The 25,369-nt window shown below is 47.0% G+C and carries 21 protein-coding genes and 8 pseudogenes; 8 read left to right on the forward strand and 21 right to left on the reverse strand.

The features are described 5' to 3' along the window. The 6 genes and pseudogenes from TZ48_RS03290 to TZ48_RS03315 all read right to left on the reverse strand — a co-directional run. A partial coding sequence (locus tag TZ48_RS03290) for a 3,4-dihydroxy-2-butanone-4-phosphate synthase (protein ID WP_239670686.1) occupies window positions 1–254 on the reverse strand: 254 nt, incomplete at its 3' end. Between the two features lie 77 nt (window positions 255–331). Then, window positions 332–985 carry a riboflavin synthase gene (locus TZ48_RS03295; protein WP_112478252.1) on the reverse strand — a complete coding sequence of 218 codons (654 nt, stop codon included), beginning with the start codon at window positions 983–985 and terminating at the stop codon, window positions 332–334. Window positions 986–988: 3 nt separating this feature from the next. Next, window positions 989–2,096: pseudogene (ribD, locus tag TZ48_RS03300) on the reverse strand (bifunctional diaminohydroxyphosphoribosylaminopyrimidine deaminase/5-amino-6-(5-phosphoribosylamino)uracil reductase RibD). Between the two features lie 35 nt (window positions 2,097–2,131). Next, on the reverse strand, window positions 2,132–2,581 hold the full coding sequence (nrdR, locus tag TZ48_RS03305) for a transcriptional regulator NrdR (RefSeq protein ID WP_042496919.1): 450 nt from the start codon (window positions 2,579–2,581) through the stop codon (window positions 2,132–2,134). Window positions 2,582–2,663: 82 nt separating this feature from the next. Further along, window positions 2,664–3,436: pseudogene (gene truC / locus TZ48_RS03310) on the reverse strand (tRNA pseudouridine(65) synthase TruC). Further along, on the reverse strand, window positions 3,433–3,729 hold the full coding sequence (locus TZ48_RS03315; protein ID WP_112478253.1) for a YqcC family protein: 297 nt from the start codon (window positions 3,727–3,729) through the stop codon (window positions 3,433–3,435). Before TZ48_RS03315 ends, truC begins: the two are co-directional and overlap by 4 nt. A 135-nt stretch (window positions 3,730–3,864) precedes the next feature. Between TZ48_RS03315 and TZ48_RS03320 the strand changes: the two genes are divergently transcribed. Both TZ48_RS03320 and TZ48_RS03325 read left to right on the forward strand, forming a co-directional pair. Beyond that, the gene (locus TZ48_RS03320; protein ID WP_112478254.1) at window positions 3,865–4,914 is read left to right on the forward strand and encodes a DUF3549 family protein; all 1,050 of its coding nucleotides are present in this window, start codon (window positions 3,865–3,867) and stop codon (window positions 4,912–4,914) included. Between the two features lie 9 nt (window positions 4,915–4,923). After that, a complete protein-coding gene (locus tag TZ48_RS03325; protein WP_112462101.1) occupies window positions 4,924–5,223 on the forward strand; it encodes a DUF3301 domain-containing protein in 300 nt (99 codons plus the stop codon). Window positions 5,224–5,289: 66 nt separating this feature from the next. Here the strand turns inward: TZ48_RS03325 and TZ48_RS03330 are convergent, their stop codons facing one another. After that, complete coding sequence (locus tag TZ48_RS03330; protein WP_239670687.1) at window positions 5,290–5,691, reverse strand: GNAT family N-acetyltransferase; 402 nt, start codon at window positions 5,689–5,691, stop codon at window positions 5,290–5,292. An 828-nt stretch (window positions 5,692–6,519) separates the two neighbouring features. Between TZ48_RS03330 and TZ48_RS03335 the strand changes: the two genes are divergently transcribed. Then, on the forward strand, window positions 6,520–6,807 hold the full coding sequence (locus tag TZ48_RS03335; protein WP_112478296.1) for a hypothetical protein: 288 nt from the start codon (window positions 6,520–6,522) through the stop codon (window positions 6,805–6,807). After that, window positions 6,800–7,273: a YaiI/YqxD family protein gene (locus TZ48_RS03340; RefSeq protein WP_042496907.1), complete on the forward strand. Its 474-nt coding sequence runs from the start codon at window positions 6,800–6,802 to the stop codon at window positions 7,271–7,273. Before TZ48_RS03335 ends, TZ48_RS03340 begins: the two co-directional genes overlap by 8 nt. 80 nt (window positions 7,274–7,353) lie before the next feature. Here TZ48_RS03340 and TZ48_RS03345 read toward each other — a convergent pair whose 3' ends face one another. The 5 genes and pseudogenes from TZ48_RS03345 to ftrA all read right to left on the reverse strand — a co-directional run bounded on the left by TZ48_RS03345 (window position 7,354) and on the right by ftrA (window position 12,738). Further along, the gene (locus TZ48_RS03345) at window positions 7,354–8,604 is read right to left on the reverse strand and encodes a glutamate-5-semialdehyde dehydrogenase (RefSeq protein WP_112478255.1); all 1,251 of its coding nucleotides are present in this window, start codon (window positions 8,602–8,604) and stop codon (window positions 7,354–7,356) included. Between the two features lie 17 nt (window positions 8,605–8,621). After that, window positions 8,622–9,752, reverse strand: coding sequence for a glutamate 5-kinase (gene proB / locus TZ48_RS03350; protein ID WP_112478256.1), 1,131 nt, complete (start codon window positions 9,750–9,752; stop codon window positions 8,622–8,624). Between the two features lie 160 nt (window positions 9,753–9,912). Further along, the gene (crl, locus tag TZ48_RS03355) at window positions 9,913–10,302 is read right to left on the reverse strand and encodes a sigma factor-binding protein Crl (protein WP_112478257.1); all 390 of its coding nucleotides are present in this window, start codon (window positions 10,300–10,302) and stop codon (window positions 9,913–9,915) included. Window positions 10,303–10,433: 131 nt separating this feature from the next. Next, window positions 10,434–11,680 (reverse strand): annotated as a pseudogene (frsA, locus tag TZ48_RS03360) (esterase FrsA). Between the two features lie 50 nt (window positions 11,681–11,730). Beyond that, window positions 11,731–12,738 (reverse strand): transcriptional regulator FtrA, encoded by a 1,008-nt coding sequence (gene ftrA / locus TZ48_RS03365; RefSeq protein WP_112478258.1) that lies wholly within the window; start codon window positions 12,736–12,738, stop codon window positions 11,731–11,733. 109 nt (window positions 12,739–12,847) lie between these two features. On the opposite strand from ftrA, the gene TZ48_RS03370 reads away from it, so the two are divergent. Beyond that, a complete protein-coding gene (locus TZ48_RS03370; RefSeq protein ID WP_275426406.1) occupies window positions 12,848–13,753 on the forward strand; it encodes a DMT family transporter in 906 nt (301 codons plus the stop codon). A gap of 76 nt (window positions 13,754–13,829) precedes the next feature. On the opposite strand, the gene gpt is transcribed toward TZ48_RS03370, so the two are convergent. Then, window positions 13,830–14,294 carry a xanthine phosphoribosyltransferase gene (gene gpt, locus TZ48_RS03375; RefSeq protein WP_042477599.1) on the reverse strand — a complete coding sequence of 155 codons (465 nt, stop codon included), beginning with the start codon at window positions 14,292–14,294 and terminating at the stop codon, window positions 13,830–13,832. Window positions 14,295–14,325: 31 nt separating this feature from the next. After that, window positions 14,326–15,617 (reverse strand): annotated as a pseudogene (locus TZ48_RS03380) (NCS2 family permease). An 891-nt stretch (window positions 15,618–16,508) separates the two neighbouring features. Here TZ48_RS03380 and TZ48_RS03385 point away from each other — a divergent pair. From TZ48_RS03385 to TZ48_RS03395, 3 genes and pseudogenes are all read left to right on the forward strand, one after another. Then, complete coding sequence (locus tag TZ48_RS03385; protein WP_112478260.1) at window positions 16,509–17,978, forward strand: aminoacyl-histidine dipeptidase; 1,470 nt, start codon at window positions 16,509–16,511, stop codon at window positions 17,976–17,978. Between the two features lie 137 nt (window positions 17,979–18,115). Then, window positions 18,116–18,321, forward strand: a pseudogene (locus tag TZ48_RS03390) (YaeP family protein). A gap of 9 nt (window positions 18,322–18,330) precedes the next feature. Continuing rightward, window positions 18,331–18,522: a DUF4250 domain-containing protein gene (locus TZ48_RS03395; RefSeq protein ID WP_112478261.1), complete on the forward strand. Its 192-nt coding sequence runs from the start codon at window positions 18,331–18,333 to the stop codon at window positions 18,520–18,522. 61 nt (window positions 18,523–18,583) lie between these two features. Here TZ48_RS03395 and TZ48_RS03400 read toward each other — a convergent pair. The 7 genes and pseudogenes from TZ48_RS03400 to nqrF form a co-directional block, all read right to left on the reverse strand. Further along, window positions 18,584–19,944: pseudogene (locus TZ48_RS03400) on the reverse strand (sodium-dependent transporter). 232 nt (window positions 19,945–20,176) lie between these two features. Then, on the reverse strand, window positions 20,177–20,956 hold the full coding sequence (locus TZ48_RS03405; protein ID WP_112478262.1) for a YggN family protein: 780 nt from the start codon (window positions 20,954–20,956) through the stop codon (window positions 20,177–20,179). Window positions 20,957–21,010: 54 nt separating this feature from the next. Next, the gene (locus TZ48_RS03410; protein WP_112478263.1) at window positions 21,011–21,514 is read right to left on the reverse strand and encodes a GreA/GreB family elongation factor; all 504 of its coding nucleotides are present in this window, start codon (window positions 21,512–21,514) and stop codon (window positions 21,011–21,013) included. Between the two features lies 1 nt (window position 21,515). Beyond that, a pseudogene (dinB, locus tag TZ48_RS03415) lies at window positions 21,516–22,549 on the reverse strand (DNA polymerase IV). Window positions 22,550–22,700: 151 nt separating this feature from the next. After that, window positions 22,701–22,934, reverse strand: coding sequence for a (Na+)-NQR maturation NqrM (gene nqrM, locus TZ48_RS03420; protein ID WP_042496878.1), 234 nt, complete (start codon window positions 22,932–22,934; stop codon window positions 22,701–22,703). 12 nt (window positions 22,935–22,946) lie between these two features. Then, a pseudogene (locus TZ48_RS03425) lies at window positions 22,947–23,929 on the reverse strand (FAD:protein FMN transferase). A 201-nt stretch (window positions 23,930–24,130) separates the two neighbouring features. Beyond that, the gene (nqrF, locus tag TZ48_RS03430; protein ID WP_112478264.1) at window positions 24,131–25,354 is read right to left on the reverse strand and encodes an NADH:ubiquinone reductase (Na(+)-transporting) subunit F; all 1,224 of its coding nucleotides are present in this window, start codon (window positions 25,352–25,354) and stop codon (window positions 24,131–24,133) included. Window positions 25,355–25,369 lie beyond the last annotated feature (15 nt).

Here is a 25,369-nt window from a genome sequence, read left to right on the forward strand (position 1 = left end):
AAGTTTGTTGTGTATTGCGCGTTGTTGTCTTGCACCATTGGTGGCAGACCCAGCGTTTCACAGCGTTCCTTGGTCATGGTCAAGCAGATAAGACCGCGACCATGGGTGGCCATAAAGTTGATAGCTTCAGGAGTAATATGTTCAGCGGCCATGATAAGGTCGCCTTCGTTTTCACGATCTTCGTCATCCATCAGGATGACCATTTTTCCTAAACGGATATCTTCAATGATTTCTTGCGGCGTACTAATTGGCATTTCACGTTCCTGTTGTTGCGATCGTTTTTATCTAGGTTTTACGGCTCTAATGTTCTTCGATATTTAAATGCGAGAAACTAGGCAAAACCATTTTGTTGTAAGAATTCCATCGTCAGTCTCGACTCAGGCTCAGAGTGCGTCTGCGCTTGAAGTAATCGCTCCATGTAACGAGCCATAACATCGACTTCAAGGTTTACTTTTCTGCCAACCTGGAACTGGTCGATGGTCGTCTCTTCCGACGTATGCGGCACGATAGTCAGCTTAAACGCATCTTTTCGAAGATCGTTCACCGTTAAACTAATACCATCAACGGTAATCGAGCCTTTTTCAGCGACATACTTAGTGATCTCTGATGGCATCTGTACCCAGTACTCCACTGCACGACCGACCTGCTGTCTATCGACAATCTCACCCACACCATCAACGTGGCCAGAGACAATATGACCACCGAAACGCGTGGTCGGCAGCATGGCTTTCTCAAGGTTCACCTTGTCACCCACACTGTAATTGGCAAAGCCCGTTTTCTTAAGCGTCTCTAATGATAAATCCGCTTGGTAACTACTGTCGGTGAACGCCACCACAGTGAGACACACACCATTGGTCGCAATGCTGTCACCGAGCTTTACATCGCCCATGTCCAGTTTGCCTACGTCAACGGTGACGCTGATGTCTTCCCCTTTTGGCGTGATCGCTTTTAGGGTACCAACGGCTTCAATAATTCCTGTAAACATCTTCTATTTCTTTATGAGTTGTGGCGTGGCAACGATTCGAATATCACTGCCCACCATTCGAATATCTTTAATGTCGAGTTCGATAACCTGTTGCATCGACTCAAGCCCAAGCGCGCCGATCAGTCCTCGACCATCAGCCCCATAAGCTTAGGTGCTAAATAGACAATAAGCTCATCGACAAGCTGCTGCTCGATCATCGAGCCCGCCAGCGTCGCGCCCGCTTCCACCCAAACATGGTTAATTTGGTGCTCTGCCGCCAGTGCATCTAGCGTTTGAGCAAGGTCTAGCTGCCCGATTGAACCTGCTGGGATATTGAGATCGCCACCTTCATGCGCCACTCGGATGATGGTGCCTTCAGTGCTGAACAGTTTTAGATCGGCGCTGAGCTGATTCTGTCTGTCTAAAATAACTCGAGTTGGCTGACGAAGCTCTGTCGAGTCAATCACCGAGTGAACTTGGCTTGGCAATTCATTCCAGCGAACATTGAGAGAGGCATTGTCATCAATCACGGTGCGGCTAGTCGACAAAATCGCGCCAGCTTCAGCACGGTAGGCCTGCACATCGCGGCGCGCTTCAGCGCCTGTGATCCACTGGCTTTGACCATTAGCCAGTGCGGTTTGGCCATCGAGACTGGCCGCCATTTTAAGCTGAACGAAGGGACGATTGGTTTCCATTTTCTTTAGAAAACCGCGGTTTAGTGCTCGCGCATCTTGCTCTAAGATGCCAACCTGCACTTCAATACCCGCCTCTTCAAGCATGGCAAAACCACGCCCGGCGACTTGTGGGTTTGGATCGGACATGGCACAGACGACTTTAGCGACGCCCGCTTTTATCAGCCTTCGGCGCAGGGTGGTGTGCGCCCATAATGGGAACATGGCTCTAAGGTGACGTACGCCGTAGCGCCCTTAGTTTGTTCTCCCGCCATACGCATTGCATGCACTTCGGCGTGCGGCTCTCCCGCTTTCTTATGGTATCCCTGCCCCACAATGACATCATTTTGCGTGATCACGCAGCCGACATTCGGGTTTGGAGCAGTGGTGAAGCGGCCTTTCTTGGCTAGGTCAATCGCTAAGCTCATCATCTGATAGTCAATAGCGCTAAACTGACTCATAGTAATCCATACCTATCGCTTATTTGAGTGAGCCGTTAGTCTTCCAAGCGAGCGATTTCTTCACCGAACTCGCGAATATCTTCAAAACTACGGTAAACAGAGGCGAAACGAATATACGCCACTTTATCCAGCTCCTTGAGCTGAGTCATGACTAGGTTACCTATCATTTCGCTTGGGACTTCACGCTCGCCGGTAGCGCGAAGTTGAGATTCAATGTGACTGATCGCAAGTTCAATCGAGTCAGCACTTACAGGGCGCTTTTCTAGCGCTCGCTGGATACCGCCGACCATCTTATCCTTGTTGAAAGGCTCACGATTACCATTGGATTTAATCACCTTTGGCATAACCAGTTCGGCGGTTTCAAAGGTGGTGAAACGCTCACTGCACGCCAAACATTGGCGACGACGGCGCACCTGATGGCCATCGGCTACCAGTCTGGAATCGATAACTTTTGTGTCATTTTCTGAACAAAATGGACAATGCATAACACCTCCTATGGTTTAGCCCACAGTTTAGCGAAAATTCATCTATTAAGAAATCCACTATTTAGCCCGTAAAGTAACGTAATTAGGTGTAATCTTGGATGGCGTCACACTCTTGCCAGCCAAACTCACTCATTAGGCTCAGCCAAACTGAATCAAACCCTGCTTGAATACGCACTGGCTCACCCGTCATTGGGTGGTTAAACGTCAAACAAGATGCGTGCAATAACATGCGATGGGCATCGTAATGCTCTCTAAACAAGCGGTTATGTCGGCCATCACCATGAGTCGTGTCACCGACAATGGGGTGACTCAAATGATGCATATGACGACGAAGCTGATGCTTGCGACCCGTCTTCGGCTTCATTTCCATTAGGCAGTAGCGGCTGGTTGGAAAACGTCCTGTTGAGTGTGGCACTTCAACCTTAGCCAAAGGCTCATATGCGGTGACTGCTGCTGCGCCTCTTTTTCTTGATCGGCAAACTTGTCGGCAATCTTATCGAGTTCCACTTTCAGTGGATAATCTAAAACATCACCTTGCTCAATCCAGCCACGTACGATGGCATGGTAAGTTTTCTCAATATTGTGCTCGGCAAACATCGGCATCGCTTTTGCGGCTATCTCACTGGAAAGCGCAAACAACAGCACGCCCGATGTCGGTCTATCCAAGCGGTGTAAAGGGAAAACATGCTGACCAATTTGGTCGCGCAGAGTTTGCATGACAAAACGTGTTTCGTTTTTATCAAGCCATGAACGGTGTACCAACATACCCGCAGGTTTGTTCACCGCGATGAGGAACTCATCTCGATAGACAATCTCTAATGGCTCCACCTCTGGCAACGCAGTCGATTCACTCATTTTGCAGCCTCATCTATCTGTTTAAGCACCGTTAGAACCTCATTCAACTCAGGGCGAAGCTTCCACACCTCTTCAAAGTATGGCGTGATTTCAAACCCTTTTGGCGTGTCGCCACCCGCCTCAATCAGAGATTCCATTCGGGCAATAAAAATCCATTGCAACCACTCTTGAGGCTCAAGGGTATCGACCGCGAAAGGCTGTTGGCTACTCAATGCCGCTGCATCTGGGGCATGCTGCTGCCAAAGTGCGTGTTTTTTAAGCTGCTGTTTCAGCTCAATAAGTAATAACTTCATAGATCTATCTAGTAGCGCGACGAACTATTTCACGAGTTTGCATCATCGCTATTGAAAATGGTCGTCAATGACTTGAAAATTGGCGATAGAATACCATCTATTGTTCTATACCCAAACCGTACTAGGAACCCCTCCATGGAAACCATTCATACTTTGACGGATCTATTGGTCAACAGTGGCTGCCAATATCATATTTACGATATCTCAAGACGTGTACAACTGATTGATAACGACCAGTTTGCTGCCGTCGAGCGCGCCAGTCAGCCTTACCCGTATCCGATTCAAAGACAGGCTCAGTTCGCCATCGCCTACTGGAACGAAGAAAAACAACCTTGGATTTGGTTCCTTAAATTCCAGTTGGATGAGCGCGGTTTGCTAAGCCAAGGCGATGTCGGCCAGTTTCTAAAATATGTTCTTGAAGCAATGGGTACGCGTCTTGGAAAAGAGATGAGTGAAGAGCAGCAACAAAAGCTGTCCAACAACCCATTTACGTTTAAGCCAACAGACGACAAGTTGGCTGTCTTCCATAGCTTAGTCAGAGCGAAGCTCGATCTCACCACCAGCCAATATTACCAACATGCTCGTGACTACTTCCGTGGTGACCTTGGCTGGGATAACTGGCAAACGGTTGGGCTGCAAGGCATCACGGATATGGCAGCAAGGCTTGGGCAAGAAGAAAATGGCCGCTTGATCCGTACCAGTTTGCGTCACCTTGCAAGCGAGCCCCGTTATGCCCTACTTGGGGCTCTTGAGCATGTGGCGTTGCCAGAAAAGCTCTCCACAAGCTTGCGCGAACTTGCTCAATTTGAATGTGAGTCCGATGATCCGGATCTGTTCTTATTAGCGGCCTATGCTCGCGCGTTATCGGGTGGCAAGCCAGAGCAACTTGAGTCATTGGTGACTGAAATTTTGGCCAGTGCGCGTTTGAGTCATCAAGAAGTGCTGATTGCCATTGCAGGCCGTGCATGGCAGCCTCTGACTACTCCAGCCTTAGCCGAGAAGTTTTTGGTACGTCTAGCACAAACGGGTAACCAAGGCTTGTTTAATCAGTTGTTTGCCGATCTGGTGATGATGCCGAGCCTGCGTTTGGTGCTTTTGCCATTGCTGCACTCTAGCCCATCACCAGAGCTCGCCAGCGCATTGGTGGCGCTGCAACAAGCTGCAACACAAGGAAAAACTCACTAGGAAGGTGAAATGATAGATAATCTTTTGATGATATTGGCGCTGAGTATGTTCTGCTTTGTATTTTGGCAGCAGCGGCGTCAATCTGAGATTGCTAAAGCGGCGGTGACACGTCGCTGTAAGGAGTTAGATCTGCAAATGTTGAGCGTCTCGTTTGGCGCTCACAGGCTAAGAGATGCCAACGGCCGATTCGGTTGGCATACTATTTATGAGTTTGAGTTTTCAGCGCTTGGTGACGACTATTATCAAGGTAAGCTGGTGATGAAAGGCTTCCATGTGCTGAATTTTCACTTTCCGGCACACCGAATGTAGATTGAAACTGATAGTACGGGCCATGCTCATCTTCCGCTTGTCCGTACTGCTCAAACCCAAGTTTACTCAGCAATCGAATCGAAGAAGCATGGTCAGTGTCAACGTTCGCTTCAAGCCTCTTAAGCCTAATGTATGAACAGCATCGGGAATAAACGCTCTTAATACCTCTGTTGCAATCCCTTTGTTCCAGTATTGCTTATCAAAGATATAGCCTATCTCTCCTTCACCTTCTGCTCCACGCTCAATGAAAATATGCCCCATATAATCGCGCGTACGCAGATCCAGTGCCGCCATCGCATAGAACTTTGAATCGCTCAGTATGGATTGAAACAATCGGCGCGCAGTGGCTAGGGTATGAGGACCATTCATGTGTTTACGATTTTTCGCGCACACGTTAAGCATCAGAAAATCCGACTCTAAATAGTCGGTATAGGGGACGAGAATGGTTCTGCGAGTAACTATTGTCATTGACTTCCTTTTCGTAACTAAATACCCAAGTAACCTAATATAGGCTTTAGACTCTGCGTTCTTTAGATTAAGTGCGACACTTACATGAGAAGTATGAAAGTTAGGGTTTATAAATAAGAAAAGCCCCAACACTTGCGTATTGGGGCTATAGTCTTACTCGCAGCAGTCCGGCTACTAAAAATGCTCCATGCATCATCCGTAATAGTGGCTGAATCCTTCAGCTATATCCATTCGTCGCCGTCCTAGCGGTGTCCATCTCATCCAATGACGCTAACCATCCCAGTCAGCTCGCTTCACTTGTTCCTTGAGCGGTGTCCTTGACCATCATCCTGATGGGGTTCCTGCACTCTTCCTGAGTGTATCCATTTCCTTAAAAATCACCGTCCTGATGATTGTTCGCTTCCCGCGCTATCCTAACTTCCGTGCTGGTTACGTTTCCCTTGGTAACCAAATCTTCTTCCTGAAGATGACCTTCCAATGTCATTCCTGTTCCGTGTCAGCATCCTTCCGACAGGTTCTAATTTACCCTAATGGCGATTCTGGACAATCTACCCAATACAAAAAGTTTTGCACTGACACTGTTAAGTTAAGGTTAAATGCCATATTAAACATATAGTTAACTATTTTTCCTTCCAAATTTCTGGCGATCTTTTCTCTTTATCTCACAGCTCGTGTGAGAGATCTCGCACAGGGGGTTTCCAAATTGGCTAATGTCTTAGATTCGTTCGCTTAAAGTCGCTGGTGATGCCTGTCACATAAGCTCCGCCTGTACCTCCCTTAGATTCGAAGGTACTATTAATGCAAAGCCTATTTAACGGAATAACCACCATGATGACCAAAGATGTCTCTGCTGAGATTGAAGCTGCAATCAGCTCATTGCACGCCGAGGGAAAAGAGCCAACGGTTGCACTCGTAAAGGCGCGATTGAAGACTAAAGTACCAATGCCTGCGCTGATCACTGTGATCAAATCCTGGAAGAGCAGCCAACATGTACCAAAAGTTGAAATCGCGGCTGAGAAAGCAGAACAACCGCTAGAGCTAAGAGTGAAAGAATTAGAACAGCAAGTTGCCGCGCTGACTCAGCGATTAGCCGCATTGGAGCAATCTCGTGACTGAACCGTTAAAACAAGCCGTTAAGATCTGGGTCGATGCCGATGCTTGCCCAAAAGTGATTAGAGAGACACTGTGCCGCGCCGCCGAGCGTACGGGTTTGACTTGCACCTTTGTGGCTAACCACAGCGTACCTGTACCAAAGCGAGACAATATCCACTCACTGACCGTACCTGCTGGTTTTGACATTGCAGACAATGAAATCGTGAAAAGAGTCAACGCCGGTGACCTGGTTATTACCTCTGATATTCCTTTAGCAGATGAAGTCATCACCAAAAACGCTGTGGCGCTCAGCCCACGTGGCGAGCTTTACACCAAAGACACGATTAAGGCTCGCCTCAATATCCGTGACTTTATGGACACCATGCGCTCGAGTGGCGTTCAAACTGGCGGTCCTGCGCCACTTGGGCAAACAGAGCGCCGCGAGTTTGCCAATCATTTGGATAGATTTCTAGCAAGAGCAACGCGCTAGGCGAAGTCGACAATCTCCAGACAAAAAAAGAGTCAGCCGATATTCGACTAACTCTTTTTATATTTGGGCGTATTCAAGCGTTAAGGACGTGGCAAGTAGTCCGCTTTCCCCACCCATTTGTAGCTGGTGAGCTCTTCCAAGCCCATAGGGCCGCGCGCGTGCAGTTTTTGCGTCGATACCGCGACTTCAGCACCAAGACCAAACTGCGCACCATCCGTAAAGCGTGTAGAGGCATTCACGTACACAGCCGCTGAACCAACAGAGTTAATGAACTTCTCTGAGTTCACCAGGCTGTTGGTCATGATAGAGTCTGAGTGACTAGCATTATGAACACGCATATGGTCAATCGCTTCTTCAACATCAGCCACGACTTTCACGCCTAGAGTGAAGCTTAGCCATTCAGTATCGAAGTCGCCTTCAGCGGCATCACTCAGATCATCAAAGCCTGCCAACATCGCTTTCGCTTTTGGCTCTGCAACCAGTGAGACTTTACCTTTCAAGCGCTCCGCAATCATTGGCAGGAACTCAGCAGCAACGTTCTCATGCACAAGCAGAGTATCTAATGAGTTACATGCTGAAGGGCGTTGCACTTTTGAGTTCTCAACCACATCCAAAGAGCGAGTCAGATCCGCGCTGTCATCCACAAAGATATGACTGATGCCAAAGCCACCAATGATCACTGGGATGTTGCTGTTCTCTTTACACATCTTGTGCAGACCAGCACCACCACGAGGGATGATCATATCCACGTAGTCATCCAATTTAAGCAGTTGTGAAACCAGTTCACGATCCGGTTTTTCGATGTACTGTACTGATGCGGCAGGCAGACCTGCTTTATCAAGAGCAGACTGAATCACTTTAACCAGTTCCATGTTAGAGAAGAACGTCTCTTTACCGCCACGAAGAATACTGGCGTTGCCGGTTTTCAAACACAGTGCTGCGATATCAATCGTAACGTTTGGGCGCGCTTCATAAATCACGCCAACAACACCAAGTGGTACGCGGCGACGCGATAGGCTCATGCCATTTTCAAGCACTTTGCTATCGATTTCACTACCAACAGGATCAGACAGCGTGATAACGTTGCGAACGTCATCTGCAATGCCTTTCAGGCGCTGTTCGTTAAGCAGTAGACGATCAAGTAGCGCTTCTGTTAGACCGGCTTCGCGGCCTAGGTCGATGTCTTTCGCGTTCGCTTTCAAAATAACGTCTGCGTTCGCTTCAAGTTCATCGGCGATGATTTGCAGTGCGCGATTCTTTTGCGCCGTTGACGCGGTCGCCAAAGCAAAGCTGGCTTGCTTCGCGTTTTGGCCTAGTTTAATCATGTCCATAACGGTTCCCTTTATTCTTAATCTTGAATGACGACCATATCGTCGCGATGAATCACTTCTGCACCATAATCATAGCCAAGCGTATCAGCAATTTCTTTACTGTGCTTGCCAGCTATTTTGGCCAGATCGGCATCGGAGTAGCCACAAATTCCTTTTGCAACTAAAGCTCCGTCATTGGTCGTCACACGTACCACTTCACCACGAGCGAAGCGGCCTGAAACTTTTATAACCCCTTTGGCAAGCAAGCTACTGCCCTTGCCTATTACCGCATTCACTGCGCCTGAATCGATAACAATGTTACCGGTTGCCGCAGGGCCTGCAAGAATCCAACGTTTACGATTTTCCAATGCTTCTGGTAGAGGCAGGAAGCGAGTACCTTGAGGCTCATCAGATAGAGAGTCAAACACTACGTTTTCCGCACTACCCGCTGCAATAATAACCTCAATCCCCGCTCGGCGTGCAATGTCTGCCGCTTGAAGCTTGGTTGCCATGCCACCGGTACCTAATGTAGTGCCGCTGCCACCTGCGATTTTGCGAAGTGTCTCGTCAATCGTTGTGACTTCACGGATCAGCTCTGCATTTGGGTCTTTGCGAGGATCAGCTGTGAACAAACCGCGTTGGTCAGTCAGCAGCAACAGCTTATCCGCACCACACAAAATGCCTACCAAGGCCGATAGGTTGTCGTTGTCACCAACCTTAATTTCACTGGTCGCGACCGCATCATTTTCGTTCACCACTGGAATGATGTCGTTCTCAACCAAAGCATTGATGGTATCGCGCGCATTAAGAAAGCGCTCACGGTCTTCAAGATCGGCGCGCGTTAGTAGCATTTGACCGATTTTAAGCCCGTAAATAGCAAACAAAGACTCCCATACTTGAATAAGCTGGCTTTGACCAACGGCGGCTAATAGCTGCTTACTCGCCATCGTTTTGGGAAGTTCGGGGTAGCCTAGGTGCTCACGACCCGCCGCAATTGCACCAGAAGATACCATTACAACGGAGTGCCCAAGCTTTTTCAGCTCGGCACATTGTCTGACCAGCTCAACCATGTGCGCTTTGTTTAGCGCTAGGGAACCACCTGTTAGGACGCTAGTACCTAACTTCACCACTACCGTTTTTTTATCGGCAGTTTGACGAGTAATATCCAAAGTTATCTCTACTTGTTTGACGTGAAAAATTGAATAAGGAGTGATGTTTTAGCAATCAAACATCATTTGTACAAGTAAAAAAGCAAAGCGTGGGGAAAAGAGACACAAAAAAGGCTCCAAAGCTGCGCAGAGCAGGCTTTGGAGCCTTTTTTTTCGAGAGTTATACAAACTCTACGGAGTCGTCATGGATAGAGACAGCCAGTTCGAATTTATCGTTGAGTGTCGCTTCCAATTTTTGATGAAACACCTCTTGGGTGCGATTTATCTCGTTAATAGCCGATTTTGGTGCCGATTCTAAAATCCACTCACCGGTTTGATTGTAGCGACCAATTTGATACGTCGCCTCAAACTGCCCATCTACAAGGGCTAAGTCGAGCCACCAGCCCCAAAACTCTCTATCTTCTGGAGACTTGGTATCATCCACGCACACCGAAAGACAGTCAAAGTGATAGCTACCGTCTTTACTCAAGGTTTCTCGTAAATACGGACCAATAGCTTTAAACGCAGCAATTAAGCGATAGTGAGTAGGGGTTTTCGCCGTTTCTGACATAGGGAAACTCCGTTTCTATATGAAATAGGGATAAAAAACAAATAGCGATAATAAATTGTGTTTAATTTATATTTTTATCATGCACTTGATTACACAATCATTTCACATAGTTCACTAAATTCGCACAAATGTCACTTTAAAAGTTCGTCCTCCAACCACTTGATGGCCATTTCGAGGGATTGCTCATATCCCTTTGCGATACCTTTCGCAGGTATTTCACGTGCTTTACCATATTGGCTAAACATCGCTAACAGGCGGTTATCGGACAGCGGTGACACGATATCCCCTTCCATACTCATCGCCAAAATAGGCACTTTGGTTCGGCGAGAGGATAAGAAGCTTGAATTTTCAGCGACCACGCCATCAGTTGTCCGGCAAGGCTATTAATATCTACGGCATCTTTCCCAAGACGCGACGCGAGCATATCGATGTACATTTTTGGCATTGACTGAATGATCTGCGGTGTCGCTAAGCAATGGTGAATAGGTGCACCTAGCGTCACGCATGCTTTAATCTTATCTGGTTCAAGGAACGACAAGCGAGCCATGGCATTGCCACCAAATCGAAAGCCAAGCAATCCGACTCTAAAGTGATCCACCCAAGGAATATGCGGAAGCTCACTTAATACCGCCTGGTGCAGACACGATGTGTCTTCGGTTAGTGGCCAATGAGAGCTGTGTCCTATTGATGGCATATCGACAGTAAGCATGGCGATGCCAGCTGGGGCTAAATAGTCTCTAAATAGTCGCCACATATCCGTTTGCAGCGTATCTAGCCCAGCACTGACGATGACAACTGGCTGAGGTTTTTCGGTGCTTACCAGGTGAAGATTAGCGGTAATACGTCGATTCTGATATGGGATCTCAACTTGCTTAATGATGTGGCTGGTGTGTTTCGCGGCTTCGTTGTAGGCATTGTTTGCCAGCACCTGTGCTTGCAGCGCCAAGTTGTCATTTTTAAGATGCGGATAGCCTGCGATGCTAAAGCTCAGGGAAGCCTTAAACAGCTCTTCCGCCGCGGCATCGCCTTGCAAGTCATTGGCACGTTTTTGATGCATCATGCCATGCTTGGTCCACTCATAGTTCCAGTTACCACTGTGATAGCCCATAACAGTGTCCAGCCACTCATCGACAGTGCGTGAGTGGTCCGAAGAGGCAATCTTCGCCAGCACCGACTCTAGCTCAATCGGATCCATGCCCTGCCAAACCCATTGCAAGCGTAATAGATTACGATACCACGAGGTGGGCTGCTGTGACTGACGCTCCTCAAGTATGCGGATACTGCTTGGCATGTATCGGATAAGGTGAGAGGTTTCTTTGGCCTGCTTGTTTTTTTCAAACAAGGTTTCAGAGATGTTTTTGCTGACTTCTTCGGACATACGCGCACCTAGCATTACCTGTTAACAGCAACAATATAATCGAATAATCGCTAATATTCAGTGTTTTTGTCTCTCATTTGCGGCAAATTACCCACAAACTGACGTCGAAACTCAGTCGGTGTTTGACTTACTAACTTACGAAACTGATGACGAAAAGTGCTTTCAGACGCAAACCCACAATGGTAAGCAATGTGTGACACCGTTGACGAGGTTGTGGCTAGCAGCTCCTTGGCGCGATCCACTCGTGCTCGCGTTAACCATTCAATCACCGGCAGTCCGACGACATTCTTGAATGTTCGCTGAAAGGTGCGCGGCGTCATATCCATTTGGCGTGCTAGCGAATCCACTGTATGAGATTCAGACAATCGCTCTCTTACCCAATCCATTACTTCCGCTATCTTGGTCTGCGATGTCGCCATCGCCTGCTGCGAAACGATCTGCAACTGGTCTCCATCTCGGTAAGCAGGAATAACAAGGCGCTGCGCGACCATGTTAGCAATCCGATAACCGTGATCCTGTCGCACGATATAGAGCATCATATCCAACCCGGCGGCCGAACCCGCAGAGGTCACCATGTTCCCATCTTCAATGTATAACGAAGATGATGATACCCGAAGGCTTGGATAGCGCTGTGAAAGTAGGTTTGAGTGGTGCCAATGTGTTGTCGCTGAGCGGCCGTTTAACAATCCCGCTGCCGCAAGCACAAATGCCCCAGTGCAAATACTGCAAATTCGTGCACCACGTTCATGTGCGCGCTTAAGTGCATTCACCAATACCTCTGGCGGCTGCTCATCCACATTTCGCCAACCAGGAAGAATGATGGTATCGGCTTGCTCTAATATCTCAGGGCCGTGCTCAAACGTCACCGATACGCCCCCAATGGCTTGTACGGTACGTGACTCTATGCCACAAACCTTAAACTGGTACCAATCAACGCCAAGCTCCGGTCGCTCAAGTCCAAATATTTCCACCGCACAGCCAAACTCAAAAGTTCTCAGTGACTCGAACCCCACTAAAACAACAGAGTGTGGCAGCGAGTTGGCATGATCTTGGGGCATTTTGTCTCTATCCATCCTGTTGTATGAGCCTTTTTGCTTATAGCCTTTTATAAAGATTACCACACATGGACTTTAGCCAAGCGATGAACCTGACGACCTACTTCAAATTATTTCTCTCTGCTTTTTTTGGGGAGGCTCGGCGATTGCCGGGAAAATAGCGATGGAGACCTTTTCAGTCTCCATGGTCACCATTTTGCGATTTGGTATTGCCGCCTTAGTGCTAGCGCTACTCTATCGGCGACAAATTCAAAGCTATTCTATGCCCTTGATGCGTCATTTGAGGGTAGCGCTAACTGCATTCTTTGGGATCACGGCATGCTATTACTTTTACTTCCGAGGCCTTGACCTGTCGAGTGCGTTTAATGCGGGAGTCATTGAAGCTACGATTCCATGCCTGACACTGTTTATCGCAGCCTGCAGCGGCAAGCGAGAGAGTCTCACAAAAGTGATTGGCTTTATAGCTGCCTATATCGGGGTTATTTACATCGTATTTGATGGGCAATTGGAGAAACTGCTCAGTATTGAGTATTCGGTGGGCGATTTGCTGCTGTTAGTTAGCACTTTCTGCTTTGCGGTGTACAACATTTTTGTGGAGCGCAATAAACAAGATACGCCTAACCATCTGTTTATGTACTACATCTTCTTTTACGGGAGCCTATTGTTGCTGCCTTGGCCACTTTTGGAGTGGTGGATGACGGATAGTGCCATGGTATTAAAGCCGGTAGGGCTAGACGCGATTATTGCCGTTCTGTTTATGGCATTGGGTGGCTCTGTGGTGGCATATCTATTTTTCAACCAAGCCATTTCCGTTATCGGCGCCGCCAGTGCATCGTCATTTATTAATTTGGTACCTGTGATTACCGTGTTCCTATCGGTGTTCTACCTTAAGGAAGAGATATCTATCAGTCAGTGGATAGGGTCTGCCATCATCTTTGTCGGTGTGGCTATCTCCAACTATGAACCAAAGCGTCGCCAAGCTTCTAGAAGCTCGCTAACCAACAAACCGGCTGAGTAACATGCAAAAGACAAACTCATGGCCAGACGAAAAAAAACCGCGATATCAACTATCGCGGTTTTTCAAACATCACTGTTTACTTTTGCTTACGGTTAATTGGCTCAACGTAAGACAGCGCCATATCCCATGGCTGTTCGATCCAACAATCTTGGTCGATATCAACAATGTATTCGTCAACTAGCTCAACGCCAGCAGGCTTAGCACACACTGTTACTAGTTTAGCTTTAGGGTACATTTCACGGATTTTACGAGCCGTGTCGCCGCTATCCACTAGATCATCAACGATTAGGTAACCTTCACCGTCGTGCTCTGGTGCTTTCAGTACCGTCATATCACGTTGGTGATCGTGGTCGTAGCTAGAGATACATACTGTATCTACATAACGAATACCTAGCTCACGAGCTAGAATCGCTGCTGGTACTAGACCGCCACGACTTACACCGATAATGCCTTTCCACTGTTCAGCTGGCATTTGACGCTCAGCGAGTTGACGGCAATATGCGTGCATATTGTCCCAAGTGATGATGAATTTGTTAGCCATAATAATAACCTAATTAAACCGTATTCGAGACTTAAGCAGCCACAATGTACTTGATGACAAAGATTGCAGACATTACCCATACACTCATAGATACGTCGCGACCTTTACCACTCAATGCCTTAATAGCAGCATAAGCGATGAAGCCAAGTGAGATGCCCTCTGCAATTGAGAATGTAAATGGCATCAGCAAGCAAGTGACAACAACCGGTGCCGCTTCAGTGATGTCTCTCCAGTCGATACCAACTAGACCAGACATCATGAGGATTGCTACATAGAATAGCGCACCCGCGGTTGCGTAAGCTGGGATCATACCCGCCAAAGGCGAGAAGAATAATGCAAGTACAAACAAAATGCCAACAACAACTGCAGTCAGACCTGTACGACCACCGGCTGCAACGCCTGCTGTACTCTCTACATAAGACGTTGTGTTTGATGTACCCAGTAGTGCACCTACTGAAGTCGCTGTTGAGTCAGCCAGTAGTGCTTTGTTGAGGCGAGGAATTTTACCATCTTTACCGATAAGGTCTGCTTTTTGAGCTACGCCTACTAGCGTGCCTGCCGTGTCGAACAAGTCAACAAATAGGAAAGCAAACACAACAGAAATCATACCGATTTCGAACACTGCAGAGAAATCAAGCTGCATGAACGTTGGTGCAATGCTTGGTGGCGTAGACATAATGCCGCCCCACTGAACATCACCAAAAATAAGGCCTAGACCTGTTACTGCAAGGATGGCAATCATTACCGCACCTTTCACGCCACGGTGGACAAGAGCGATAGTAATGAAGAAACCGACAGCAGCCAGTGTGCTGGTAGAGAAGTAATGTGACCTAGAGAGACAAGCGTCGCTGGGTTATCAACGACGATACCCGCGTTCTTTAGAGCAATCAGCGCAAGGAACAGACCGATACCCGCTGAGATGCCGGTACGAAGCGACATAGGAATGGAGTTAATAATCCACTCACGGATCTTAAACACACTCAATAGAATGAATAAAATACCAGAGCAGAATACCGCCGCCAGTGCGACTTGCCATGTATAACCCATGCCCAGAACAACCGCATAGGTAAAGAAGGCGTTTAGACCCATACCTGGCGCTTGAGCAATTGGGTAGTTAGCAACAAAACCCATGATAAAACAGCCAATCGCAGCTGCTAGACAGGTTGCAACGAATACTGCGCCGCGATCCATGCCGGCATCAGCTAGAATTGCTGGGTTAACAAAGATAATGTAAGCCATCGTCAGGAAGGTAGTAATACCTGCGATAACCTCAGTGCGCACTGTGGTGCCATTTTCACTGAGCTTGAACAGCTTCTCGAGCATAATCGAATCCCTAAAAAGTGTAAAAAGTAAACGGTTGCGTAAACGATTGGCGCGAATTATAAGGTTATCAAAACGCAAATTCCAGCTAGAATTTAGACTCTAATCAACATATTTTCCGGTTGATATGAAACCTATTCGGTAACGACTGCTAACAAATTGAAATAGTTACCGCGTACGCGCCCTACTTCATCATAGTGACACGGTGAGGCAACTGGACAAAAAATCACCATACATTTTGAGATTAATGTGGCATTTCCTAGAAAAAGGCAAAAAAAACGCCACTCCTAGGAGTGGCGGTAGAATAATTTGGTCATCAATTGGGGTATATAACCAAGAACAAATTCTAAATTAAGGGGAAAACCTTGATTGCTATCTACCGTAGTAGACATTGTACGCGAAGCCTTTCGTGTATACGTTTTGATTAGTCCAAAACATCGCGCTTGCTAAACCTTGCATAACATCACCTTCTAACAAAACAAATAATGGGAAAAGTTGCTTTGAATCTCGGTTCCTTGGAGGCGATAAATCGGGCTCAATCCTTGAACAAACTTTGTTGAATCACTCAACTGTTCAAAAGAATACCATATCGGATTTAAATTACAACCCCAATGGCGATCCAAGTCACACAAATTTCATATTTGCTGAAATTTACCGCCATTTCTGTAATTTTATTACGGATAATATTATCATTAATATGCAAACACACTCATTTTATAAATCATTTCAGTACCACGCGAGATTACATAATTGCTTTGCTTTTACTACTCGTTGTTTACAACTAATGGTATCCTTGGCTTTATCTTAAATAAGCTAGAAAACCAGATGTTCTCACCTCTAATCCAATCATCTGAGGAATAACAATCTAGCCTAGTCTGCATAAAGGAGAGTTCCGTGTCTGAATTCCATTCTGAAATCAGCAAGTTGTCACCAGCACCGGTTTGGCAATTTTTCGACAAAATCTGCTCAATCCCACACCCTTCAAAGCATGAAGAAGCCCTAGCACAATACATTATCGGCTGGGCGAAAGAGCAAGGTCTTGATGTTAAACGCGACGCAACAGGCAACGTGTTTATCAAAAAGCCAGCAACAGCAGGCATGGAAAATAAAAAAGGTGTAGTTCTACAAGCGCACATCGACATGGTGCCTCAGAAAAATGAAGACACTGACCACGATTTCACTCAAGACCCAATCCAGCCATATATTGATGGTGAATGGGTAACCGCGAAAGGCACAACGCTTGGTGCTGACAATGGCATCGGCATGGCAACGTGCCTGGCTGTACTTGCTTCAAACGACATCAAACACGGCCCACTAGAAGTTCTACTGACCATCGATGAAGAAGCCGGCATGACTGGCGCATTCGGCCTAGAGGCAGGTTGGCTAGAAGGTGACATTCTTCTCAACACTGACTCTGAGCAAGAAGGCGAAGTGTACATGGGTTGTGCGGGCGGTATTGACGCAGCTATCACCTTCGACATCACTCGCGAAGCGGCACCTCAAGGCTATGTTGCACGTCAGCTAACACTGAAAGGTCTAAAAGGCGGCCACTCTGGCTGTGATATTCACACTGGTCGTGGCAACGCCAACAAACTGCTTGGCCGTTTCTTAGCAGGTCACGCCAAAGAACTTGATGCTCGTCTCATTGAATTCCGTGGCGGCAGTCTACGTAACGCTATTCCACGCGAAGGTTTTGTTACTCTGGCACTACCAGAAGAAAACCTAGCTAAGCTAGAAGAACTTTACAGCTTCTACACTGAGCTTCTGAAATCTGAGCTAGGCGCTATTGAAACTGACATTGTTAGCTTTAACGAAGCCGCAGATCTTGGCGATGTGTTCGAGTCTAATGCTCAATCCCGCTTTATCGCAGCACTGAATGCTTGTCCGAATGGTGTTATTCGTATGAGTGACGACATTGAAGGTGTCGTTGAGACGTCACTTAACGTTGGTGTAATCACGACGCAAGCGGATAAAGTTGAAGTGCTATGTCTTATTCGCTCGCTAATCGATTCTGGCCGCTCTCAGGTTGAGGGAATGCTGGCATCTGTCGCTGAACTTGCTGGTGCAACCATTGAGTGTTCAGGCGCGTACCCGGGTTGGAAACCAGATCCAGAATCTGAGATCATGGCTATCTTCCGTGATATGTACCAAGGTATCTACGGTCACAAACCAAACATCATGGTGATCCACGCAGGTCTAGAGTGTGGCCTATTCAAAGAACCGTATCCAAACATGGACATGGTCTCTTTCGGCCCAACCATTAAGTTCCCTCACTCGCCTGACGAGAAAGTGAAAATTGACACGGTTGAGCTATTCTGGAACCAAATGGTAGCCCTACTAGAAGCGATTCCGGCTAAAGCGTAATTAAGCCAGTGTTGTGATTGATAAGCCGATGTTTAACCAAAACATCGGCTTTTTTGTTTCACATCAATTGTGGCTTTTGAGTTTCCTCTGCAGCCTGTGTATATTGAGACCAGTTATCATTTATAGAGAAAGACATTATGCAAGTTTACGGTTGTTGTGAATTGGTTCGTGAAATCTACGCACAAATTGGTAGTGGCGACCAAGCCTACATTCCACAAGCAATTTCATGTGCCGTTCGTGCGCTAAACGAAGTGGCTGCTAACGAAAGCCTTCCAAAAGACGTGCGCGAGCAAGCGCCTTCGCGGCGGCAAACTTATTGATTTCGGATTTTGAAGACAAGTAGAGACTAACGATGAATCTAGCCAACTTTGAAACTATGGATCCTGTGATGCTAATGAGTATCGTCAACATGAAACTGCGCGACGACTTTGGCGGGGATTTAGATAAGCTCGTCAGCTACTTCGACATCAGCAAAACTGCTCTTATCGAAAAGCTTGCCAGTGCAGGCTTTGACTTCCTAGAAGATGCCGGTCAGTTTAGATAAACAAAAACACCGCTAGGTTTCCCTCAGCGGTGTTTTTTCATGCTTGAATCATAGTCAGTGATCAGCCAAATGACGCCCAAATCACGGTAACGACAAGCACTGGCAGATAAACTTCACGTACCAAGGCCATACTTTACCAAACCAGCCAAGTTGGAAGTCCGGGCAACCTTGCTCAAGCTCTTTGATCTTACTCGCGCGGCTCCATACCCAACCACCAAACAAGCAGAACAAGAGTGCGGCAATAGGCTGTAAGTATTGCGTCGCAACCATAGCGACAAAGCCGAACAGTTCACCAAAATTAAGTACGATGTAGATACTAAACAGCGCAATAAGCGCACCGAGTACCCAACTGGTTTTCTTACGACCGGTGTTAAAGCGCTCATCGACAAGGGCAACCGGACACTCCAACATCGAAATGGATGACGTTAGCGCCGCAATGGTCAACAGCAAGAAAAACACCACAGAGAACACTAAGCCAAGCATGCCCAATGACTCAAACATCAATGGTAACACCGTAAACACCAAAGTATCAGAACTCAGTAGTGAGCCGTCTTCTGCGTAAATCTGAACGCCTTTTTGCATCGCGACAAACATCGCCGGCATCACTACGAGACCTGCAATAAACGCTACCGACGTATCGACTAAGGTCACATTCATCGCCATCTTCGGTAGGTTCTCTTTTTTCGACAAATAAGAGCCGTAGATAAGCATCGAGCAGCCACCAATCGTCAACGAGAAGAAGCCTTGTCCCATGGCTGCGAGAATGAGTTTTCTGTCCCATACTTTTTCAAAATCTGGGATCAAGTAATGTTTAAGACCTTCAATTGCACCCTGCTGCATCATGATATAGATAAACAGCAATCCAAAAAGGATAAACAGCGACGGCATCAAACGTGTCGACCATTTTTCAATGCCTTTCTTTACCCCGCCTTGAACAATCAACACCGTCAACAAATAGAAAAGCACCGTACCAAACACGTTTCTTTCGACACTAAATCCTTTGAACCAATCCGCGAGTGACGTCAGACCGGCGATGTCTGCCAGTGCGCCAAACAAGAAGCAAATCAGCCAGCCGCCAACGATGGAATAGAACGCCAATACCGCACAAGGTACCGCAAGGCCGATCCAGCCGACCATGCCACCCAACTGCTTGCCGATAGGATGGGAGGTAAGAGATTTCATGCTATCGACAGGGTTGGCTTGTCCATGTCGACCAATGGCCATTTCCACCACTAACATAGGAAACGCCACGACCAATATCATGACTAAATACACTAAAAGGAAAGCACCACCACCATTGCTGGCAGCTTGTGTTGGGAAACCCCAAATATTGCCCAGTCCAACGGCTGCACCTGCTGCGGCAAGAATAAAGCCTAATCGGGAACCAAAGTGCTCTCTTGGAGCGGAAGATGTGTTTGACATACCTACTGCACTTATCATGTTGTACTAGTTTGCTGGTACGGTATGTGAAAAATGAATGAAGAGCAAATGTTTTTGGCGTAATACTCTAATTTTTACTACCCAAGCAAATAAAACACCCGCAACATGAGCGTCATGTAGATACCCGAACTAGCTAAATCTACTTAAATGAAATAAAAAGCCCCAAAGAAAATACCTATTTCCTTTGGGGCGAACGCATCAGTTAGAGTGGCATTTAGATAGTAAAGACTTGATAGTCCTTAAGCTCCGGAATGGTTTTCTGTAACTGCTGCTCTTGCTCTGCGACATCATTTAGCGAGTCACAGTACTCTTCTGCCTGCTGCTTTAACGACTCTGACTGTTCTTTCATGGTGTCCGACATTTTTGCTTTGAGTTCATCCATCTGTTTAGAGAGCTCTGTAAGATTTAACCCACCCTCTTCACTCATCTTCTCTTGTAACGCAGTAAATGCGCTACTGAAAAACTCTTTGTTAAAGACCTCTTTTGCCTTGGCTAAATCTTGCTCCCAATTGTCCATAAAACTGCTAAAGGCTTCAGACTTTAGAACAAAATCACCGTTCTCTTCGTAGCGAGATTGAACATCTTCAAAAAACTCACCAACCGCTTGTTTGACGTTTTGAAACGCCTCAGAGTTATCGAAACTCTCAGCGACGTCATCGATAAGTTCATTGGTTAGCTCAAGGCCATTAGACGCGAGCTCTTTCGCTTGAGGCACGTACTTGTTCATATTCTCTCGATAGCTTTCCAAGGCATCTTGTTGTAACCGACTCAGTTCAATCGCTTTACCGTTAATGAACAGGTTGTTGTCTCCATCAATCAGGACCTTAGAACTGGCTTTAACGATTTCGACTTGTTCACCATCTAGGTGAACTTCATTCTTAATGTCCACGCCGCATTGCCCAAAAGCGTAAGCATTGCTCGCCACTAAAGCACTGCTCAGTACGACACCGCTAAGCAGCGCTGTTGTCGTTGGAAAAAGTTGAGGTAATTTCATAGCACACCTTATTGGTTTGATCGGCTGTCTAATTGTCGACGCGATCCAGTGTCGTTACTGAATCGAGATAATAGCATAGTGCTGCACGGGATCTCCGATAGCCAGACTCACTTCATCATCGATATTCTGTCCTAGCAAAGCCTTACCGAGTGGCGAATGGGGAGTCACCACAGTGAGCGCCGCCAACCCAGAGTCCGTTGTTACCTCAGCATCCTTTATTGTCACGCCACCGCCACAGGGCAACATCCAATACCATGCGATATGCTCATCATCATTCTCGACACAGACTAAAGCCGTTAACCCAACACTGTCTTGCTCAGAAAATTCTCGCAGCGTCGTGCGCTTTAGCGTTGCGATGTCGCTCTTTATTTGCTCTAAACGCATGGCCTGACCATGTGCCAAATAGGACGCTTCTAATGCTAACGTGTCATATTTGTGCTCTGGTACGGTTTCTTCATTGGTCGCGGCATCCACGGTTTGCTCCATGGCTGAGACCAGTGTTGTCACTTTGCTTTCAAGTTCATTTATCACTGCAGTCAGCAGTGCGCGCTTGTCCATACTATTCCTCAAACATTGACAGTTGCCGAGCTTGCTCTAAAGGCTCTAGCATCACACTCAATCCCAGCAGTCGAATTTCTCGCCCTTGCTGCCTTTCAAGTACCTCGCGCAGCAAGTCTTTGAAATAAGGGAGATCGAGCTGGTTGTGTACGTGTTCAATGGTGGTTAACTTAAAGTCTGCAAACTTTACCTTAATTCCTTGTTTGATGACATTGCGTTTCGGTGTCGCTCTTGCGAGGCGAGATTCAAGTTCCGGATACAGTTTGTCTTCAATCACCTGCCAACACTCGTCAAAACTGGAGATGTTGACGCTAAAGGTGCGCTCAACGCCAATCGACTTTCTTTCTCGCTCCACGACAACTTGTCTTTCATCAATGCCATGACTTTTCTTCCATAATGAAGCGCCCAAGCGACCGAAACGCACAATCAACTCTCGATAGTCACTTTTGCGAATATCCAAGCAGGTAAAAAAGCCGGCACTATTGAGTTTCTCTAAGCTAACCTTCCCGACACCCGGTATTTTGCCCAAATCCAACTCATCGACCACTTGTTGCACTTGATCGGGTGGGATCACAAACTGCCCATTGGGTTTATTCATATCCGAGGCAATCTTGGCCAAAAACTTAAGCGGCGCCACCCCTGCAGATGCGGTCAGTTGCAATTCATTCCAGATATCGGCACGAATACGCTCAGCAATGCGCGTCGCTGAGTTTTGACAGTGAGGGGAATCTGTGACATCGAGGTAGGCCTCATCGAGCGATAGCGGCTCAATGAGCGAGGTATAGCGAGCAAAAATTTCTCGTATGTGCTTTGAGGTTTCTTTGTAAACTTCCATTCGTCCTGGGACGAGCAGCAAATTAGGACACAGCTTTAAGGCTTGAGCCGTCGGCATCGCTGAGCGGACACCAAACTTTCTCGCTTCATAGTTACACGTGCTGATCACCCCACGCTGCGCTCGCTGCCACCAACGGCAAGAGGCTTACCTCGATAATGTGGATTATCACGCATCTCTACCGCAGCGTAGAAGCAATCCATATCCACATGGATGAATTTTCGAATAGAGTCAGACACGGCATTGAACTGTTTATTTATACAGTTAAAAGTATACGCCGATTTTGAGTGAGAACCAACCAAAAAGACCAGAGCGTTGCTCTGGTCTTTGTTATTCAGTTATCGAAAGGCTTGATTAAGCGATGCGATCTTTTTCCCAAGCCGCGAGCTTTTCTGCTCGCGCTTGCTCACGTGCTTCACGCTTTTTACGAGCATCACATGGCTCTGGGCAGTTACATACCTTGTCGACACCAACGGCACCAAGACCGCCACAACTGCCTTTTACTACTTTCTTTTGGAAGATGTAACCCACAGACATGGCAACAATCACCGCAAGAAAAACGCCGAAAGTAATTAGAAATGTACTCATAGTTGTCACCCGTTACTTGTTGAGGTAAGGCATAAACGCGCTCGACGCGATTTCATCAAACCCATCTTCTGTTTTTACAATAATAAACGCTGGAATGCCATTTTGCTCGGCAACTTCCAGTGCTTGCTCTTCACCCAGTACCATCAAGCCTGTCGCTAAACCGTCTGCTGTCATAGAAGACTTATCAAGAACCGTCACCGACACCACTTTGTTGTTGATAGGCTTGCCCGTTTTCGGGTCGATAATGTGTGAGTAACGAACACCGTCTTGCTCAAAGTAATTACGGTAGTCGCCTGACGTTGCGATAGCCATGTCGCCTGGCTCAATGATTTCTTGAACACTACGCTCATCCGTCGCTGGCTTTTCAATCGCGATACGCCATTTCACGCCTTCACGGTTAAGACCTTTCAAGCGCATCTCACCACCGACTTCGACCATATAATCTTGAACGCCGATACGCTCTAGATATTCAGCGAGGACATCGACTCCCCACCTTTTGCAATCGTCGACAAGTCCACATACAAACCATGCAGGTCTTTCTTCAACGTCGTCTCAGTTGCAGAAAGATGCTGAATGCCCGTTTGCGCTTTGCGCTCAGCAAGTTGCTCTTCTGTCGGTACGACTTCTGGACGCGCTTCTGGGCCAAAGCCCCAAAGGTTAACCAAAGGCCCTACTGTCACGTCCAAAGCGCCCAATGTGACTTCATTGAGTCGAATTGCTTCTTTCACCACAATCGCGGTTTGTTTCGATACAGGAAATGCTTCTGTCCCATAGAAACGGTTGAAGCGGCTCAACTCAGAATCTTGGCGATAAGTCGACATTTGGTCGTTCACTTGTTCAAGTAAGCGATTAAGCTCTGCCTGAATGGTTTCCGGTTTTGGGCTATTGTCGGTCGCAATGTATTTCACATTATAAATCGTCCCCATTGTCGGGCCGCTCAAATGCACTTGCTCACGATCATTACCACACGCGGTTAAAAGTACCGCTGCTAGCATTGCGGCTAGCACTAATTTCAACTGTTTAGTTAAATGAAACTTAGTTAGATGAAACATGCCTTTACTCACCTAATGAATTAAAAATACTTACGTTTGCCACAGCGATGGATGTTGTCGCAAATGAAAGCATTCTGTCTATCTCTATTTAAAAACAAATGGCCGGCTCCCATGAGCCAGCCATGTTCATTACTTCAAGGAAGATTAACCACCGAAGTCATCTAGAAGGATGTTTTCATCTTCTACACCAAGATCTTTCAGCATGCCGATGACAGCCGCGTTCATCATTGGTGGACCACACATGTAGTATTCACAATCTTCTGGCGCTTCGTGATCTTTGAGGTAGTTCTCATAGATGACGTTGTGGATGAAGCCTGTGTAACCATCCCAGTTATCTTCTGGCATTGGGTCAGACAGTGCAACGTGCCACTGGAAGTTGTCGTTTTCAGCTTGTAGGCCATCGAAATCTTCCACGTAGAACATTTCGCGACGAGAACGAGCACCATACCAGAATGACATCTTACGCTTAGACTTCAGACGCTTAAGTTGGTCAAAGATGTGCGAACGCATTGGTGCCATACCAGCACCACCACCGATGAAGACCATCTCGTTGTCAGTATCTTTCGCGAAGAACTCACCAAATGGACCAGAGATCGTACACTTGTCACCTTCTTTCAGTGACCAGATGAACGAAGACATGATACCAGGTGGTACATCAGGATTATTAGGCGGTGGCGTAGCGATACGCACGTTCAGCATAATAATGCCTTCTTCTTCTGGGTAGTTAGCCATTGAGTATGCACGGATGCACTCTTCGTTAACGACAGACTCGTAGCGGAACAGGTTAAACTTGTCCCAATCTTCACGGTACTCTTCTGGTACGTCGAAGTCAGAGTATTTAACGTGGTGAGCAGGAGCTTCAATCTGGATGTAACCACCAGCACGGAAAGGTACTGATTCGCCATCTGGGATTTGTAGCTTAAGCTCTTTAATGAATGTCGCTTTGTTATCATTAGAGATAACGGTACATTCCCACTTCTTAACGCCGAAGATCTCTTCTGGAAGCTCGATGTCCATGTCAGTCTTCATTGCTACCTGACACGCTAGACGCTCACCTTCACGTGCTTCACCTTTAGAGATATGGTCAAGCTCGGTTGGTAGAATGTCACCACCGCCAGATTTCACTTTTACGCGACACTGACCACAAGAGCCACCGCCACCACAAGCAGATGATACGAATACGCCAGCGCCTGCTAGTGCATTCAGTAGTTTGCCACCTGGTTGTGTGGTGATCGCAAGATCAGGGTTTTCGTTTACAGAGATCGTGATGTCGCCTGTTGGTACTAGCTTAGATTTAGCGAATAAAATCACTAAAACTAGGGCTAGAACAATCAGCGTAAACATCACTACACCAAGAATAATGTCCATTGACTATTCCTTATA

Origin of the sequence: Vibrio variabilis (assembly GCF_003263785.1) — a bacterium.
Lineage (GTDB): Bacteria > Pseudomonadota > Gammaproteobacteria > Enterobacterales > Vibrionaceae > Vibrio > Vibrio variabilis.